We start from the raw sequence: 16,600 nt of genomic DNA on the forward strand, positions 1-16,600 counted from the left end.
GAATTAACTTGCCCAGAATGCGAGCCGTTTCATCCACGGCTTCGCTGAACTGGAATTTTGGTCCTCGTTTTCGTCACGGCGATGCGCGATCTGGTACAACAGCGGCAAGACCAGTAACGTCAGCGCTGTCGACGACAGGATGCCGCCAATAACGACCGTCGCCAGCGGACGCTGCACTTCCGCGCCGGTGCCGGTGGCAATGGCCATCGGCACGAAGCCCAACGACGCCACCAGTGCCGTCATCAGCACTGGGCGTAGCCGGGTGATGGCACCTTCTCGGATCGCTTCACTGAGTGAACGCCCCTCTTCCCGTAAACCGCGGATAAAGGCGATCATCACCAGGCCGTTCAGTACTGCCACGCCCGACAAGGCGATGAAGCCGACCGCCGCGGAGATCGACATCGGTATGCCACGCAGCCACAACGCGACAATGCCGCCGGTCAGCGCAAACGGGATGCCGGTAAATACCAGCAAGCCATCCTTGACGTTATTGAACATCGCAAACAGCAATACGAAAACCATCAACAGGGCAACGGGAATCACGATTTGCAGGCGTTTCGTGGCCGACTGCAGGTTTTCGAATTGGCCGCCCCAGACGGTCCAGTAACCGGATGGCACCTTGATCTGCTGCTCAATGCGCTGCTGCGCTTCTGCCACAAACGATCCGAGATCCCGCCCGCGCACATTGGCGCTGACCACAATGCGCCGCTTGCCTTGCTCACGGCTGATCTGGTTCGGCCCCGGCGCAATGTCAAGACTGGCAACTTCTCCCAAGGGGATGAAATGCGTCGACGCGTCGCTGCCGTTCGACTGCGGCAACGGGATCGGCAGGCGCTGCAACGCCTCCAGGTCGCTGCGCGACTCTTCCGGCAATCGGACCACGATATCGAACCGCCGGTCCCCCTGAAACAGCGTACCGGCTTCGCGGCCGCCGGTGGCGGTAGCCAGGATTTGCTGAACATCGTTGACATTCAAGCCATAGCGCGCCACCTTTTCCCGGTCGATATTGACTGACAACATAGGTAAGCCGGTCGTTTGCTCCACCTTGACTTCGCTTGCACCCGGTACCTGCTGCAGTGCAGCCGAGATTTTTGCAGCGGTATCGTTCAACACTTCCATGTCGTCGCCGAACACCTTGACCGCGACATCACTGCGCACGCCCGAAATCAGTTCATTGAACCGCAACTGGATAGGCTGGCTGAACTCATAGCTATTGCCGGGCAAGGCGTTGACGGTTTCCTGCACTGCCGCCAGTAGCTCGTCACGTGTCTTTTTTGGCTTCGGCCATTGATCCTGCGGCTTCAACATGATGTAGCCATCCGAGATATTCGGCGGCATCGGGTCGGATGCCACTTCCGCGGTGCCGGTACGCGCGAAGACACGTTCGATTTCCGGATGCTTTTCCTTGAGCGTCTTTTCCAGTTGCTGCTGCATGGCCACCGATTGCGACAGGCTGGTAGCAGGAATGCGCAGTGCCTGAATGGCGAAATCACCCTCGTTCAAGCTCGGGACGAATTCACTCCCCATCCGCGAGGCGATCAAAACGGACAGCACAATCATGATGCCGGCAAACGTCAAGACCACCGGCTTGTTCGCCAACGCACGGTCCAGCAAAGGCGTGTAGCGCGTTTTGGCAAACCGCATCAAGATATTCTCTTTTTCGGCGACCCGCTCGCCAATAAAGAGCGCCACCGCCGCCGGAATGAAGGTAACCGACAGGATCATTGCCCCCACCAAGGCAATCACGACGGTAAATGCCATCGGGTGGAACATCTTGCCCTCCACGCCCGTCAGCGCAAAGATTGGCAAATACACGATCATGATGATCAATTGGCCAAATATGAGCGGGCGGCGTGCTTCCTGGGAAGCGGCAAACACTTCATGGAAGCGTTCCGTTCGCGTCAATGGGCGTCCGTGATGGGCCTGGGCATGCGCCAGGCGGCGCACACAGTTCTCTACGATCACGACCGCACCATCGATGATGATGCCGAAGTCGAGCGCGCCAAGACTCAACAGGTTAGCACTGACCTTGTTCGAGACCATGCCCGTGAAGGTGAACAGCATGGCCAGCGGTATGACCATGGCCGTGATGAGCGCCGCACGGAGATTACCAAGAAACAGAAACAAAATGGCAATCACCAGCACCGCACCTTCGAGCAGGTTTTTCTTCACCGTGTTGATCGCCTTGTCGACCAGAACCGTGCGGTCATACACAGTCACGGCTTTGACGCCTTCGGGCAGGGTCCGATTGATCTCGGCCATTTTCTTGTCGACCGCCTGCGATACGGTGCGGCTGTTTTCGCCAATCAGCATGAAAACGGTACCAAGCACCACTTCCCGGCCATTTTCTGTGGCGGCACCAGTGCGTAGTTCCTTCCCGATCTCCACTTCCGCCACATCGCGAATCCGCACGGGCGTGCCCTGGATATTGGCCAGAACGATATTGCGGATATCCTCGAGGGTGCGCACCTGTCCAGGAGCCCGGATCAAGTATTGTTCGCCGCGCCGCTCGATGTAACCGGCCCCCACGTTGCCGTTATTTTTTTCCAGCGCTGTCACAATGCTTTCCAAGGTCAATCCATAGGAAGCGAGCTTGGCCGGCGTGGGCGCGACTAGATATTCCTTGGCATAGCCGCCGATCGAATTGATTTCCGTCACGCCCGGCACATTACGCAATTGCGGCTTGATGATCCAGTCCTGGATTTCCCGCAGATCTGTAGGGGTATACGGTGTGCCATCCGGTTTCTTGGCACCTTCTTCGGTTTCGACCGTCCACAGATAAATCTCGCCCAGCCCCGTGGAAATCGGGCCCATCGCCGGCACAATGCCGGGCGGCAGATTACTGAGCGCTTCCTGTATCCGTTGATTGACCAGTTGACGCGCAAAGTAAATATCGGTGCCATCCTTGAAGATAACGGTGATTTGGGATAACCCATAGCGCGACAGCGATCTGGTTTGTTCCAGATGCGGCAAGCCCGCCATGACCGTCTCGATCGGGAAGGTAATGCGCTGCTCGGTTTCCAGCGGCGAGTAACCAGGCGCCGAGGTATTGATCTGCACCTGTACATTGGTGATATCCGGCACGGCATCGATCGGCAGCTTTTGATAGCTGTAGATGCCATAACCTGCCATACCGAGCACAGCCAAAATGACCAGCCATCGATGCTCGATGGCGAAACGAATGATGCGTTCAAACATGATTGATCATCTCCGCATCAATGTTCATGACTTGCGCTGCCTTTGCCGAGTTCCGCCTTGATGACGAAACTGCCAGCAGCAACGTATTGGGCGCCAGGCTTGAGCCCCTTGACGATCTCAACCAACTTGCCATCGGTGCGCCCGGTGGTGACCGGTTGGGCGACAAAGCCACCCGGTACGCGCAGGAACACGGCCGGCTTGTCCTCGACCGACTGAATGGCATTGGTGGTCACCGCGACCGGCACGTCTGCTTCATTCGCCGTCAGCTCTACGTTGACGTACAAGCCCGGCCGCCAAGCCATTTGCGGGTTGGGTAACACGACGCGGGCTTTCGCCGAACGCGTCTGTTCACCAATCAGCGATCCGACATAGGCCACTTTTCCGGCGGCCTTGGCATCCGAGGTGGTCGACCGCACCACCGTCTCACTACCGACACGCACCTTGTCCAGATCCTTGGCCGGCACAACGATTTCTGCCCAGACCGTGCTCAAATCCGACAAAGTAAAGATGCTGGCATCTTCCTTGACCGCTTCACCGAGCGTGATGTGCTTTTCCACGACCATCCCATCGAATGGCGCACGAATTTCAAAACGATTCAACCCGCCGGAATTCGAGGGATTCGCGCCCAGCGCCTTGAGCTTTTGCTGAGCATTTTGCAAGGTAATTTCCGCTTCGCGCAGCTCCTGCTGCGCTTGCAGGTAATCTTGCTGGGCCGAGATTTTGTCTTCCCACAGCTGCTTTTCCCGCGCATACGTGGTGCGCGCAAACTCTACACGCTTTTGGGCTGCCAGCAGTTCGCTGCGCTGCTCAGACAAGGTCGTGCTGGAAATGACAGCGAGAATGGCGCCTTTTTTGACTTGCTGGCCTAGATTGGCCGGTACCGCTTCAACGATGCCGTTTACTCTCGGAACAACGTGGGCCGTGCGGTCTTCGTTGAAGCGTATTTCGCCAGGCAATTGCAAGCCACTCTTGATCCGTGCTGCGCCCGCGGTTTGCAAGGTGATGCCGCTCGATTTAATCTGCGCATCAGTCAATTCAATCTTGCCTTCTTCCTTGCTTAAGGTGAAAAGATAGGAGCTATTGCCGCGCTGGACAGTAATCGTCGCCTCGAATACATGCGGCTCCTCAATCGGGGCGGTGCTCACCAAGGCATCCTTTTCAGGCGCGAAGGCAATTTCCTGCTTGTCGCCGCCAGGTCGAGTGAGCGTGACCGACACTTTTGCCGCCGTAGGCGGCAGCGGCTTGCCCTTCTCGCTCAGAAAGAGCCGGAATCGTGCTTCGCCGCCCTTTTCCTCCAGAACGGCTTCCAGACCAAAATCCCCTTCGGTAAAGAGCTGGCCGCCATGCGGACCTTTGGCTGCACTGCCTTTATGATGCTCGGCATCGGCATGGCCTTTTTCATCGTCATGCTCGTTGGATTGTTTGCTGCCATGATGCTCGGTATCGCCATGGTCTTTGGCATGCCCATGGCCACCACTTTCCGCCGACCCGGCGGCTTCACCTTGGCTATTGCGATTGTCCTGCAATAAAACGTACGCACCAAACAGCACCCCCGCTACGATCATGGCAACGATCGTGATGATTTGTTTCCTGTTCATTGTTGTTCCCTGGTAGTCATTGCGCCGCTTGGGGGCGCGTAAGGTGTACCCACGAGCCGATCGACTTCGGCTGCTGCGCGGTGTGCTTCAGCGAGCGCGCGCAGATATTGGGATTTGGCCTGCAACAGTGTGCGCTGTGCATCCAGTACTTCGAGAAAATTGAACTTGCCGGCTTCGAAGCCTTTAGTTGCGGCGTCATAGGCACTTTGCGCTCCGGGCAAGACCTCCTGCTGCAAGGCGCTGGATTCCTGGCGGGCGACATCGAGTTGTTCAAAGGCTTGCGCAAGCTCGTTGGTCAAACGAGTTTCAGTGGCGGCAAGCTCGTCGCGCGCCTTGTCAGTACGCCGCAGCGCCTCCAGGATATTGCCCTGATTGCGGTCAAAAAACGGCAAGGGGATCGACACCCCCACAATGGCCTGATTGCGCCCCAGCTCTTCCGAGCGCTGGACGCCCATGTTGAGCGTGATATCGGGAATGCGCCGGCTGCGTTCAACCTGGGCCAGTGCCTGTCGGCGATCGACTTCGAGCCGCGCCCTGGCCAGTGCTGGTGAAGCGGCCAGCCGCTGGGACAAAGCCATCCGCTCCGGCAACGCCGGCAAGGCATCGAGCCGGCCTTCCACGCGCTCAAAGCGGGGAGTTGGACTGCCCCATAAGGCGGCCAGTCGATTGCGTGCGGTGGCCAGTTCGCTCTTGGCTTGTGTTAATTCAAAACGAACGCTCGCTTCGGCCACCCGGGCCTTGGTTTCTTCAACGGGTGAAACCTTGCCGGCAGCAACACGTCGCGACGCCACGGATGTTGCACGTTTTGCCAGCTCCGCGGAGTTTTCCGCAAGGCTCAACCGTTCCTGCGCTGCAAGGACGTTAAAGAATGCTGTAATAACGGCCGCACGAATATCGGCGTGCTTGGCGTTGAGTTCGGCCAGGGCGGCGTCGCGTCCCCGTTCTGCCGCTTCTACCCGTGCCGCTCGTTTGCCGCCCAGCTCGATAGGCTGGCTCAGTTGCACGGTGGTTTCGCGCGTCTCCTTGCGCGTATCTAGCACGCCAACTTCTAGAGCGGGATTGGGCAATACGCCGGCCTGCAACACCGAGGCTTCCACTGCCTGTAACTCATATCGGGCTGCCGACAGTTCGGAATTGGCTCTCAGTGCCATGTTCAATGCTGCCTGCAGCGTCAAGGGGCCTGCCGCTTCGGCAATGCGGTTCGGATGCGCCTGAGGCGCTTCAATACTGCTGCTTGTGGGAGGTAAGGTTTGCGCACTAAGGGGCAAACCGAATGCCACTAGACTAAATGGCAATAAATACCGGTACATCGAATTCTCCTAGTAAATGGAAGGAATTCGACGAGACGTCAGCGATTACTACGAGTTAAGGAAATAGCAGCGCGTCTCGTCGCGTTATGCGACGAGACTTCTGTCTGGCCTTCTGGGGCCATCTTCGATGTGCGAGGTGAAAGATTGGAGTAAAAGCGCCGGGTGGTGTCCGGGTGCAGTTACTGCAACCGTCGGTGCCGCAGCGATAAAGGGGGATTGGCCAAAGAAATGGCAATATTCGCAATCGCTATGGAATTGCTTCACCTTACTTTTGCCGTCAGCTTCCGATTGGTCGGAATGCCCTTGATGCTGATGGCTATGGTGGCCAAAGTGAGAGGCATGACCCTGCTCATGCTGACAATAGACGGCCGCCGCTGCCCAGGAATACTGGAGCGGCAAAATCGTCAGCAGCAAGATCATGAGCAGTTTTTTCACGGGTGAAATAATAACATTTTTGGAGCGACGCGCAGGACAGACCATCGATCGCATAGAGTTATATTTATTTTCTTTCTGCCATATCAATATTTCTAGCCTACTTAACCTGGCCAGCCACGTGATTCAAGAGGGCAATATTGGCGTCACTAATGTTTCCTTTTGAGCTTGCCGAAGCAAACGCAAGCCGTTGAACACCACTAACAGGCTGGCCCCTACATCCGCAAATACAGCCATCCACAATGTCGCGACACCAGCTAAAGCCAAGGTAAAGAAGACTGCTTTAATACCCAGCGCAACGGCGATATTCTGCACAAGAATTCGACGCGTGGCGCGGCTCAGTTGGATGAAGGCAGGTAATTTATCCAAATCGTCATCCATGAGCGCGACATCTGCCGTTTCAATGGCGGTATCGCTGCCCGCCGCCCCCATGGCAAAGCCCACTTCCGCCTTTGCTAAGGCCGGTGCATCGTTCACGCCATCGCCCAGCATACCCACCTTGCCGTATTGGGCCTGAAGTTGGCTTATCTGTTCCAGTTTATCCTCTGGCAGCAATTCTGCTCTGACCACTGCGATACCGACATCTTTGCCAATACGCTGCGCGGTAAGGGTATTGTCACCGGTCAGCATGACCGGCGTAATGCCCAACGCATTGAGGCGAGCGATGGCCTGCGCAGCGTTGGGCCGCAGCACATCCGCCACCGCGATGATGCCTAGTGGCCCTTCCTTCGTTGCCAACAGCATGGCGGTTTGCGCCTGCTCTTCCAGACGTTGCAACTCTTCTTCAATGGCGGGAGAGCAGACGGCCAGTTCTTCAATCAGCCGATGGTTACCCAAATAATAGGTGGTTCCTTCGATTTCGCCCTTCACACCTCGACCTGGCAGCGCTTCAAATTTCGAGATTGTTTTGTGTAGCGATGCATCCGGTCCTGCCTTGACGATGGCGGTGGCCAGCGGATGGTCAGAGTGCGCATCCAGACTGGCAGCTAGCAATAGGACGTCATCGTGCATCAGGCTGCCCACTGCCTTGACTTCAGTCACAGCGGGAAGGCCTTGCGTGAGCGTTCCTGTCTTGTCGACCGCAATAGCTTTCAGCTGGTAGCCTGCCTCCAGGAATTGCCCGCCCTTGATGAGAATCCCGCGGCGAGCCGCCGCAGTCAAGCCGCTCACAATGCTCACGGGCGTCGAGATAACGAGTGCGCACGGGCACGCAATGACCAGCATGACCAGCGCCTTGTACAGCCAGGGCGTGAAAGGCGCGCCGAATACCAGTGTTGGCACGATTGCGACCAGGATGGCGGCCGCTACGACGGCTGGCGTGTAATATCTGGCAAAGCTGTCCACGAAGCGTTGGGTCGGTGCCTGATTGCTTTGCGTTTCCTCGATGACCCGAACAATCTTGGCCAGCGTGCTGTTGCCGCTATTGGTGGACACCTGCACAGTCAGGATCCCACGTTCATTAATGGTGCCGGCATAGACGGTGCTTCCCGGGAGCTTATCGACCGGCATGCTTTCACCGGTAATCGGGGCCTGATTAACGGAAGACTCGCCGGACACCACGACGCCATCGAGGGCAATCCGCTCGCCGGGTTTTACCCGCATGAAGTCACCCACATCCACGGACTGAACTGGCACCGTATCCCAGCTACCGCCTGAAGATTGCACCGTGGCGACATCGGGCGCCAACTTCAATAATCCGTGTACAGCGTTCCTCGCCCGGTTCAATGAGAGGCTCTCGATCAACTCCGCGACGGCAAACAGGAAAATCACCATCGCAGCTTCCGGCCATTGGCCAATCACCATCGCCCCCGCCACCGCCAAACTCATCAAGAAATTGATGTTAAGCGTGAAGGTCCTCAGTGCAATCCACCCCTTTTTGAGGGTCGGCAATCCACCCGTCACAATGGATATCAATGCCAAGGCAATCACAAGCGGAGAGGTATCTGTATGCGTGGTCCACGCAAATACTTCAGCTGCAGTAGCCGCAATACCGGAGATACCCAATAGGACTTTTTGTGTTGAACTGATGGTAGCAGTATCAGCACTGGCCGATGCACCAGGGGTATCTATCCGTAGCGGCTCGGCCTGCATGCCGATGGCTTTTAGCGCACCAAGGATCGTCTCCTGGCTTTCCAAGGTGTGATGAACGTTCAGTACCCGGCTCATCAGGTTGAAATCCAGGCGCACGATTCCAGGCAGACCTTCGAGCTTGTTGCGGATCAGACGTTCTTCCGTTGGGCAGTCCATGTTCTGGATATGGTACTGGGTCGATCGTGTGCCAGCCAAAACTGGTTGCGGCTGAAGTGAGGTCTGGAATGAGCTTGTGCATTGCCCGCCAGAACAGCAACTTGACTTTACTTCCATATCTTTTGGCATGGGATGCCTCTGTGCATAATGATGTAACATGCATTAAACACCCCGTAGTCGCTACAGGGTCAAGCACTTTGTGGAGAGAACCATGCGTATTGGTGAATTGGCAAAACGTACCGGTACAGATATCGAAACCATTCGGTATTACGAGAAATCCGGCTTACTGGCAGAACCGGCCAGAAATACTGCCGGTTATCGCGAATACATGGAGGAACACCAGGAATGCCTCCAGTTCATCCGACACTGTCGGTCGCTGCAGATGCCGCTGGCCGACGTTCGCGTCCTGCTCGATCTCAAAAGCAACCCGACGGCTGAGTGCCAGGGAGTGAATGCGCTGTTGGACCATCACATTGAGCGCATCCGCACCCAGATGGAAGCGTTGCTTGCGTTAGAAACTCAGCTAACGACGTTGCGTCAGCAATGTGGTGAGACCCACTCCGTTCAGAAGTGCGCCATCATACAAAATTTGTCTGAATCCGCGGGAAATCACGATTGCGCGTGCCACGCCGAGCATTAAGCACAAGGACAACTGGACTGAATGGCATCAGTAACCAAGACATCGCCTACGAAAGAAAAAGCAACCAGTTGCGGCACGCTGGTCATTAACAAGCGTGGGGAACTGCTGCTTTGTCATGTAACAGGCACCCAGAATTGGGACCTCCCGAAAGGTCTGCAAGATCCAGGCGAATCAACGCTCGAAGCAGCAAGGCGTGAGCTGCGCGAGGAGACCGGACTGGTGTTTACCGAAGACTTGTTTGAGGAAATCGGCAGCTTCAACTATCGCCCTGACAAGCGTCTGCATCTATACAAGGTCCACGCACCGGAGAACTTGGATAGCCTCGGTCATCTAATATGTACTAGCCACTTTCCGCATCACGTCACCGGCAAACTGACGCCGGAAGTGGATGACTTTTGTTGGGCGGCTCGTGAAGACATCAGCCGGCTTTGCTGGCCTCGCATGGCCAAACGGTTACTCGCATTAGACTGGTAGAGTTGTCTAACGCGCCATACTCGTCCAATCAAATATTACGTTTTTTCCATTGGCATCCAGAGCATTCTGGCGTTAAATGATTACACTCACGAACGTATCGATTAATTGCTTTGCATACCGCTACGATCCACTTACAGAAAGATGCACTGTTCGATCTTGGGCGTCATGATTGTTACACGCTTCATGGCACGGGTAACCGCCACGCGTAGCGCCAATAAGGCCTGCCCGGCCTCGCGGTCGGTTGCGTCCTTGCGGACAATACGCCCTTGATACAATGCCTCATAGACGATCACCTCAGTAAATTCCTTACCCTTGGATTTGTGAATCGTCATTACATGGATGCCTTTCCACTCCTTCATTGATGCGTTGAAGTGTTCCTGTACTAGGGCGTCACGTACTGCTTTTTCAGCACCGGCATAGTTGGCCTTAGCTCGCCAGATTTCGCCAAGCCGCGATCGCAGAACAGCACCTTTGTGCAATAGTCGGAGGTACTTTGCATCGCCTGCTAGCTGCACAAATTCGTCAACCCCGGAGAATTCCAATAACGATCGTACTGCAAGCCAATCATCTGTTGGTGAGCCTGACAGTGCGAGGTCGCATCGCAATTTAGCTATTTGAGCTACTGCTTCGAGGTGTTTTTTCTTCTTTTTGCCAGGTTTGCCAGCGGTCAGGTAGTCTTCGAATGCGGATACTAGCTCCAGGTCGTTCTTGGCAGGTACGCCATCGCTTTTTCGGCCTTTTAAATAGACACAGAGTGTGGACAGCAGGCGCCTGCGTACGTCATCAACCGTATCACCACCTTCAAGCAAAGCGGCAATGACAGACGCGGCTAGCGACGGCCCTGCAGTATCTAATGCGACCTCGTGGCCGATCTTCGGCAATTTGTCAGTATCTGAGGACAGGTAGTCCGACACCTGAAGCATAAGTTGCTTCGATGGTACCAAGATTGCAAGTGCCCATTCAGGTGTGCCGACGGCTTTTCTGCGGCGAATACTAGCCAGAACCTGCATTTTGAGATGGTAGAGAGGGTGTAAGCCACGATAGACGCTATAGCGCTTGAGTTCCACGTCGTGATACTGCTTACCCTTGTTGGCGCCACTGAGCAAGTCATTACCGAACTGAGCGATATCAGTGCCGTTGCTGCGATGATTAGCGATTCCGAAATCAAACGTTTGCGGCAGAAAGGAATTAATAAATTGGGCGATACGCTGCGGGTCGGCGCCACGAAACTCGTAAATGCGCTGTTCGGCATCGGCTAATGCAATAAGTCGACTATATAGCCCCATACACTGCACTAGCGCCCATTCGTCCTCGTTCGTATCTTGGAATTCATCAAGAATGACAATGGGATAAACGTCGCATAGGATGCGACTCAAGGCGCGACTTCTTTGCAGAAGCTTAGCGCTGACTTGTGCAAATAAATCAAAATGCAGCAAGCCCTCGTCGCGCAATAGCCGGTGCTTTTCCTCTTCCCTTGCGGCGTTACCAACTACGACGGATAGGCGCGCGGCCGCCTCAGGCGGCGGCAGCAGCTGAAGTGGACGCCCGGCGCGCATAAGGTAACCATGGCTGCGCAATAGATTCCATGCAAATCCATGATAAGTATTGATTTCAAGCGCATCAGTCTCCGAGGCAGATAGTAGTGCCTGTGCATGCTGGGCAACTCGCCCGATCGTGGCCCTAGCGAAGCTTAGAAACAAGATTTTCTGGCCTGGCAGCAGAGTACCATTCCGAATTTCCGTACTTGCCTTGAGTAGGGAAATAGTGGTCTTGCCCGAGCCCGGCCCTCCCAGGATCAAGAGGTTATCTTTGGATGCTAATAAGGCCTGCCTTGCTTCGTCCAGATCCAATTCTGCATTCATGCAGCGACATCCTCTGCATTCACCGGAGGGGGCGGTACAGCCGCCGCATGCGGTTTTATCATGAACGTGGATTCAATCGCAAACTGGATAGCCACTATGTAATTCACCACTAGTTCAGGCATTTCTTCTCGCGTGCATGATGACAAGAAGTCTGCTGCTGTGCCATTGCCCTTCACGTTCTTGAAGAATTCACGCATGGCGTTACACAATTGTTCCGGTGTCATTGCTGCTTGCGGCTGTATTGCTGCCAGATGCGGCGGCCATTCGCCGTCTACGACCAGCTGTAAGGCATGGCGGCGTAGTGCAGCGTAATTTGCGCCATTGACGATGACATTCTCAAAACCCTTCTCTGGCGCTTCAAAAGGATAGTCCACCGCCGCTTTGATGGCTGCGCGTTGAAACTCCTCCTGCTGGTCAAACACCGCGAATACTTGTTTGCCAAGCTTGCGATAATAGGTCCCTAATTTGGCAATGAACGAGTCTGATTGAGCGTCAATGACGGCCACGCCGAGCGCTTCGAGAGACTTGCATTCATCTGGATGCAACTCATTTAAACGCCGTGCCGCCGCCGGGTATGCGTCATATTCGGTTCGGCCCTCAGTAATTAATATGCGGCGAGCTAGCAACGCTTCGCAGAAGCGCGTGCGCACTTCTGTCTTATAAGTTTTAGGCTTAACTGATGGAGGATAGCCTGCCGGCTGGCCGGACAATGTTCCGTCAACGCGGGTTAGTACTAGAATCTGCTCTGGATTGAACTCCTCAAGAACGTACGGGGAATGAGACGTGAAAATCGCCTGGGCAGATTTGCCGCGCACCCCGTTGATAATCCGCTTTTGGGTATGGGGGGGAATAGCAATTTCGGGCTCTTCCATCGCAAAGATGACGTTTTGCTTCAATTCTGCAATCAAAGACAGCATGGCAAGAACCAGCGTGTTGATGGTCCCGGTGCCTTGATGTTGGAAGGGTGCCGAGTATTCCGTCCCGTCCTCGCGCTTTGCCCCACTCGCCATGAAGACCGCCAGTGTCCGGCGTAGCGTTTCGCGCGTCAGATCTGACACGCGCAGGTGTGGGTGGCTGATGCTATCGGCGGGCATATAACTGCGTACAGCATTTTCGACGCTAGACAGGATGTCATTGATTCCGAGCCCAGGCTTCTCGGCGACAGGCAGTTCGCGCAATTGGGCAAGGACATCTTCCCAAATCTGGAAATTCTTTTCTTCCTGCATGCGTAGAATGATGTCAAGCAGGGATCCGCGCTCCAGGCTTAGCGCCCGGCTGCCTGTACGCACTGTACGGAGGTACAAGAAGCCGCAGCGCCTTTTATCCGCTGTACGGAATACGTCGTAGGTGCTGTCGTCTTTTACCGGTGACAGAAAATGTGTCGTACCGACAAAGTCATCTTCCTCAGCATCGTATTGGCCAACGAAGCCGACGCGCAGCGCCGGCTCAACTGTCTGCAGATCCGTATTTTCCGCAGGAGGGCCGTCCAATAAGGTGCAGGCTTCCCTATTCCACCATTCGAGATGGTTGTTGAAATGGCGAATCTGTTCCTCGGATAGGTCAATGATAATGGCCTCGATCTGGATTGGGATCGCGGTTCCATCCGCTGACATGTATTGTCCAGCATAGAAATCATGTTCATCAATTATCGGGCGCCTCGCCAGTCGATCAGGTCCGAGGACGAGGTCCAGTGCTTCGAGCACCGTAGACTTGCCAATGTTGTTGTCGCCCACTAGCACGGCATGGTCGGGAATATGCAGTTCGCCGCGTTGTATACCTCGGAAGTTCTCAATCTTCAGCCTACAGACTTTCATATTTCCCCCTGCTGTGCTTGGCACATTGCCGTGCCTAGTTTGTTATTAAAGTCACATCGATATAATAACTTACGTTAGGGTGTGGTCACGCAACACTAATTGTTCTAAACATGGCGACGGTCCATGTCATTCATCTTATCCCTTAGTATCGTGGAATTACGTCGCCGTACTTACTCGGGTATTGGCACGTGAAATCGCTTCACCTTATCGAAGATGTAAGTGCCAAAGTTCACCTGCCTGCTTTCGTTGGTCTTGTAGTTCTCGCGTTTAGCTTTGTAAAGCGGTGAATTCCAAGACACTACGCGTCTTGCTTGAGGAAATTAGTCGTTTTAGTCATCTAGCATGTTTGAAATTGCCCCAAGCTGCGCTATTATAATTACCAATATATTGTGAAATAAGTTTAGCGTAGCTGTTGAAATTCTCGTTGCCTGAAAAAAGTATCGCTGATGAAAAACGAACGAACCGTTTCCCAAATCCCGAAAAGTGATTTGAGTAAATTACAAAAGGAAGTGCTTTCACTTGGCCGCTCGGCTGCGCTTCCGAAGAATCTTTCGGACCTTTGGTTGAAAATGATTGCTAGAGATTTAGCCATGACTCACAAAGCCGTGCATTTTGGCCCAGACATTCATTCACACCAAAGCCTAAAGGCTCCTTTGTTGCTCGTGATGGCTTTACTGAAAATCGACTATGTGTCCGAGGATGCTGAAGAAGGCTATTCGCCGGAGCAATTACTTATTTATATGCGACGGTTTGAGCGCGCCATTTATGAAGAGCTGATTGGACGTGTTACCGGCGTTTTCATTAATCGATACTCTATTGACAGCATTTTTGCCGCTCCACTGCAATAAGTTTAGAGAGCTCATTGCTCGAAGTTATTGCTCCATGCAGTTGTCGGCTTACTTTGAGACAGTTTGATGGAAGTGCTTTAACCATTTACGTGGATGTCAGTCCAAGTGCATGCTCCTATCGAACGTGCGTTAGGTTTCCTGGCCGGGAAGGAGTAAATCTGACGTACCAGTGAAATTTAACTGGGGCTATCCAGCACGGCCGATTTTGTTACTGCTTTTTTCGTTTAAGACTGCGGATGCTTTTGTTCTTGGATTTTGATGGGGTGCTGCATCCTGATCCGTGTTACCGCGAGGTGGAATTGTTTGCCCAGCGACCAAGGTTAGAGGCCGTGTTGCGTGATTTCCCTGCTGTCGACATTGTGGTCAGCAGTACCTGGCGAGAAACGCGCTCGTTAGAGCAACTGCGAGCCCATTTTTCTAATGACATTGGCAAACGTATCATCAGCGTTACCCCCTATTGGTACGAGCTACCCCAATTGCAGGATGTGGTTGGGAATTTTCCTCGGCACGTGGAGATTGAAGGATGGCGGCGACAATCCGGCCGAATATGGGAACCATGGGTGGTAATCGACGATCGGCCGTATTGGTTTCGGCCATTTTTGAAAAATTTGATTGTATGTGACCCTGCTACAGGAATAGATGATCAAGCAGAGAAGGCGCTTCGGAGATCACTTAGTCGGCCGTGACTTCGATTGGAGCGTTTTCTCCACGAGGACCAGCATCTTAGAGGGAGTGGTGTTTAAAGCATGGGCGAGTTTAAACATAATTCTGATGGTCGGCTGATTGATGCCGCGCTCAATCAAGCTCACGAAATTTCTTTCCACCCCTGCTTTTAAAGCTAACGATTCCTGAGTCAGATTAGCTTCCTTTCTCAGGCGTCGCAAAATCTGACCGAAGACAAATGCTGGATCCAAACTAATATCTCCCAATATATTGGGAGACATGTTGTCTTTGAGTTACGCTAAAGTCTTCACAATATATTGGTAAATTTGTTAGCACAACGAAGAAAAACTAAAACTTTAGGCACTTCAATGCCACCGAGCTGGGAGCACATATGTTCAAAAGAATCTACGTAGTCTTGTTATTGCTAGTTTTTGGTGGGTGCAACAACGCGGGAAAACAGTTTGTTGGGAATTGGGTCGCTATTGATGACGCGAGAGTCAGCCTTGAGATTACCCACAACGGCGGCAATTTCTTAATTAAAACGACTTATCCAACGACAAACTGGAGCGCTGGATTTCAAAAAGATGGATCCATCCCGAAGATGCTGGTAACGGACGGCCCGGTCCCCGCGCAATTCAGAGACGGCATGCTGGAAATACCAGGAATGTTAGGCCCCAGCAGAATCGACATCGTAAAATCAAATGGCAATCTCGTCTTCAACGGTCGACAATTTAAGCGGACCCAATGATTGGATAAATATTAAGCCCCTTCATTAATTGGCGACCATCGGATTAATAAATGACAGATAATACTGTTCGCACATACAGTATTATCTACTATGAAATGCTTCGTCGTGAAAATGCGTAAAGCCGGCGTGGCGGTGCCACGCTTCCAGTTGCGAGAGCAACCGGAATATTTCGGAGACCTTACGATCACGGACATTCGTGACGAAGGCCTGTACCGGATCGTGAAGCAGGCCAAACTCGTTCATCAATTTGGCGACACAAAGCGGACGCACCTATTACTTGAGCCTCATATCCTCTGGATGAATGAGGACCGCTTTGTTTTGGCCGGCTTCGAACGTGCCGACGTGGAGGGAAAGCAGGTCGAGTTCGCCCAGTCCTGGCTATGCAGATCTGAAGCACTCCAGGATGAATTACGCAAATAAGCATTTACTCAAATGCTCATTTAAGTATTTCATCATAGATAAGCTTTCTGCCCTACGTCCTCAGGCAATGAATAGCAGCGGCGCGACGACCAAATAGATTTTTAATAAATACAACTCGCAAGCCAGGCAAGGTGTTAGGCACTGGGCGACCACCTTCACCAGCTTGAGGGATTGAATAAACGTTTTCATGTCGGCTCCTTTCCGTTTTAACCATTACAATTCTGTGGCCCAATCAAGTCCTTTCCGGACATTTGTCACGCCTTCCGGCATTTTTGTCCAAGGAAGCTACGGTATGTGCACCACAGGGGATAACAGTAGCGCCACGACCTATGCGGAGTTGCACAAG

General features: G+C 53.7%; 15 protein-coding genes. 6 read left to right on the top strand and 9 right to left on the bottom strand.

Translation table 11 applies throughout. The features are described 5' to 3' along the window. Positions 1-3: 3 nt before the first annotated feature. From EDC30_RS06505 to EDC30_RS06525, 5 genes are all read right to left on the bottom strand, one after another. Positions 4-3,198 (bottom strand): CusA/CzcA family heavy metal efflux RND transporter, encoded by a 3,195-nt coding sequence (locus tag EDC30_RS06505; RefSeq protein ID WP_132257988.1) that lies wholly within the window; start codon positions 3,196-3,198, stop codon positions 4-6. 17 nt (positions 3,199-3,215) lie between these two features. Beyond that, positions 3,216-4,796, bottom strand: a complete 1,581-nt coding sequence (locus tag EDC30_RS06510; protein ID WP_132257989.1) for an efflux RND transporter periplasmic adaptor subunit — start codon at positions 4,794-4,796, stop codon at positions 3,216-3,218. Continuing rightward, positions 4,793-5,947, bottom strand: coding sequence for a TolC family protein (locus EDC30_RS06515; RefSeq protein ID WP_481347983.1), 1,155 nt, complete (start codon positions 5,945-5,947; stop codon positions 4,793-4,795). The genes EDC30_RS06510 and EDC30_RS06515 overlap by 4 nt, the downstream gene beginning before the upstream one ends. A gap of 243 nt (positions 5,948-6,190) precedes the next feature. After that, positions 6,191-6,541 (bottom strand): cation efflux protein, CzcI family, encoded by a 351-nt coding sequence (gene czcI / locus EDC30_RS06520; protein ID WP_132258155.1) that lies wholly within the window; start codon positions 6,539-6,541, stop codon positions 6,191-6,193. A gap of 123 nt (positions 6,542-6,664) precedes the next feature. Further along, positions 6,665-8,914, bottom strand: coding sequence for a heavy metal translocating P-type ATPase (locus EDC30_RS06525; RefSeq protein WP_132257991.1), 2,250 nt, complete (start codon positions 8,912-8,914; stop codon positions 6,665-6,667). An 82-nt stretch (positions 8,915-8,996) separates the two neighbouring features. On the opposite strand from EDC30_RS06525, the gene cadR reads away from it, so the two are divergent. Both cadR and EDC30_RS06535 read left to right on the top strand, forming a co-directional pair. Further along, on the top strand, positions 8,997-9,425 hold the full coding sequence (cadR, locus tag EDC30_RS06530; protein ID WP_132257992.1) for a Cd(II)/Pb(II)-responsive transcriptional regulator: 429 nt from the start codon (positions 8,997-8,999) through the stop codon (positions 9,423-9,425). Between the two features lie 21 nt (positions 9,426-9,446). Beyond that, positions 9,447-9,899, top strand: coding sequence for an NUDIX hydrolase (locus tag EDC30_RS06535; protein WP_132257993.1), 453 nt, complete (start codon positions 9,447-9,449; stop codon positions 9,897-9,899). A 131-nt stretch (positions 9,900-10,030) separates the two neighbouring features. On the opposite strand, the gene EDC30_RS06540 is transcribed toward EDC30_RS06535, so the two are convergent. Together EDC30_RS06540 and EDC30_RS06545 are read right to left on the bottom strand one after the other, a co-directional pair. Further along, the gene (locus tag EDC30_RS06540) at positions 10,031-11,761 is read right to left on the bottom strand and encodes a UvrD-helicase domain-containing protein (RefSeq protein ID WP_132257994.1); all 1,731 of its coding nucleotides are present in this window, start codon (positions 11,759-11,761) and stop codon (positions 10,031-10,033) included. Further along, entirely contained in the window at positions 11,758-13,575 is a 1,818-nt protein-coding gene (locus EDC30_RS06545; protein ID WP_132257995.1) for an ATP-dependent nuclease, read from the bottom strand. Before EDC30_RS06545 ends, EDC30_RS06540 begins: the two co-directional genes overlap by 4 nt. A 446-nt stretch (positions 13,576-14,021) precedes the next feature. Here EDC30_RS06545 and EDC30_RS06550 point away from each other — a divergent pair, with 446 nt between their 5' ends. Continuing rightward, the gene (locus EDC30_RS06550) at positions 14,022-14,423 is read left to right on the top strand and encodes a hypothetical protein (RefSeq protein WP_132257996.1); all 402 of its coding nucleotides are present in this window, start codon (positions 14,022-14,024) and stop codon (positions 14,421-14,423) included. A gap of 236 nt (positions 14,424-14,659) precedes the next feature. Further along, positions 14,660-15,109 (top strand): HAD domain-containing protein, encoded by a 450-nt coding sequence (locus EDC30_RS19990; protein ID WP_165973749.1) that lies wholly within the window; start codon positions 14,660-14,662, stop codon positions 15,107-15,109. On the opposite strand, the gene EDC30_RS06555 is transcribed toward EDC30_RS19990, so the two are convergent. Then, a complete protein-coding gene (locus tag EDC30_RS06555) occupies positions 15,092-15,367 on the bottom strand; it encodes a helix-turn-helix domain-containing protein (protein ID WP_165973750.1) in 276 nt (91 codons plus the stop codon). The genes EDC30_RS19990 and EDC30_RS06555 overlap by 18 nt on opposite strands. 110 nt (positions 15,368-15,477) lie before the next feature. Between EDC30_RS06555 and EDC30_RS06560 the strand changes: the two genes are divergently transcribed. Continuing rightward, positions 15,478-15,834, top strand: a complete 357-nt coding sequence (locus EDC30_RS06560) for a hypothetical protein (protein WP_132257997.1) — start codon at positions 15,478-15,480, stop codon at positions 15,832-15,834. Positions 15,835-15,939: 105 nt separating this feature from the next. Further along, on the top strand, positions 15,940-16,254 hold the full coding sequence (locus EDC30_RS06565; protein WP_165973751.1) for a hypothetical protein: 315 nt from the start codon (positions 15,940-15,942) through the stop codon (positions 16,252-16,254). A gap of 60 nt (positions 16,255-16,314) precedes the next feature. Here EDC30_RS06565 and EDC30_RS19880 read toward each other — a convergent pair whose 3' ends face one another. Continuing rightward, positions 16,315-16,443, bottom strand: coding sequence for a hypothetical protein (locus EDC30_RS19880; RefSeq protein ID WP_279389748.1), 129 nt, complete (start codon positions 16,441-16,443; stop codon positions 16,315-16,317). Between the last annotated feature and the right edge of the window lie 157 nt (positions 16,444-16,600).

Source organism: Paucimonas lemoignei, assembly GCF_004342585.1.
GTDB classification, from domain to species: Bacteria; Pseudomonadota; Gammaproteobacteria; order Burkholderiales; family Burkholderiaceae_D; genus Paucimonas; species Paucimonas lemoignei.

Bases quoted from the DNA above. Each gene is read 5' to 3' on its own strand.
- EDC30_RS06560 (WP_132257997.1), top strand. From the start codon at position 15,478: ATGTTCAAAAGAATCTACGTAGTCTTGTTATTGCTAGTTTTTGGTGGG.
- EDC30_RS19990 (WP_165973749.1), top strand. From the start codon at position 14,660: ATGCTTTTGTTCTTGGATTTTGATGGGGTGCTGCATCCTGATCCGTGT.
- EDC30_RS06550 (WP_132257996.1), top strand. From the start codon at position 14,022: ATGAAAAACGAACGAACCGTTTCCCAAATCCCGAAAAGTGATTTGAGT.
- EDC30_RS06505 (WP_132257988.1), bottom strand. From the start codon at position 3,198: ATGTTTGAACGCATCATTCGTTTCGCCATCGAGCATCGATGGCTGGTC.
- EDC30_RS06535 (WP_132257993.1), top strand. From the start codon at position 9,447: ATGGCATCAGTAACCAAGACATCGCCTACGAAAGAAAAAGCAACCAGT.
- EDC30_RS06515 (WP_481347983.1), bottom strand. From the start codon at position 5,947: ATGGCACTGAGAGCCAATTCCGAACTGTCGGCAGCCCGATATGAGTTA.
- EDC30_RS06540 (WP_132257994.1), bottom strand. From the start codon at position 11,761: ATGAATGCAGAATTGGATCTGGACGAAGCAAGGCAGGCCTTATTAGCA.
- EDC30_RS06510 (WP_132257989.1), bottom strand. From the start codon at position 4,796: ATGAACAGGAAACAAATCATCACGATCGTTGCCATGATCGTAGCGGGG.
- EDC30_RS06545 (WP_132257995.1), bottom strand. From the start codon at position 13,575: ATGAAAGTCTGTAGGCTGAAGATTGAGAACTTCCGAGGTATACAACGC.
- cadR (WP_132257992.1), top strand. From the start codon at position 8,997: ATGCGTATTGGTGAATTGGCAAAACGTACCGGTACAGATATCGAAACC.
- EDC30_RS19880 (WP_279389748.1), bottom strand. From the start codon at position 16,443: ATGAAAACGTTTATTCAATCCCTCAAGCTGGTGAAGGTGGTCGCCCAG.
- EDC30_RS06525 (WP_132257991.1), bottom strand. From the start codon at position 8,914: ATGCCAAAAGATATGGAAGTAAAGTCAAGTTGCTGTTCTGGCGGGCAA.
- EDC30_RS06555 (WP_165973750.1), bottom strand. From the start codon at position 15,367: ATGTCTCCCAATATATTGGGAGATATTAGTTTGGATCCAGCATTTGTC.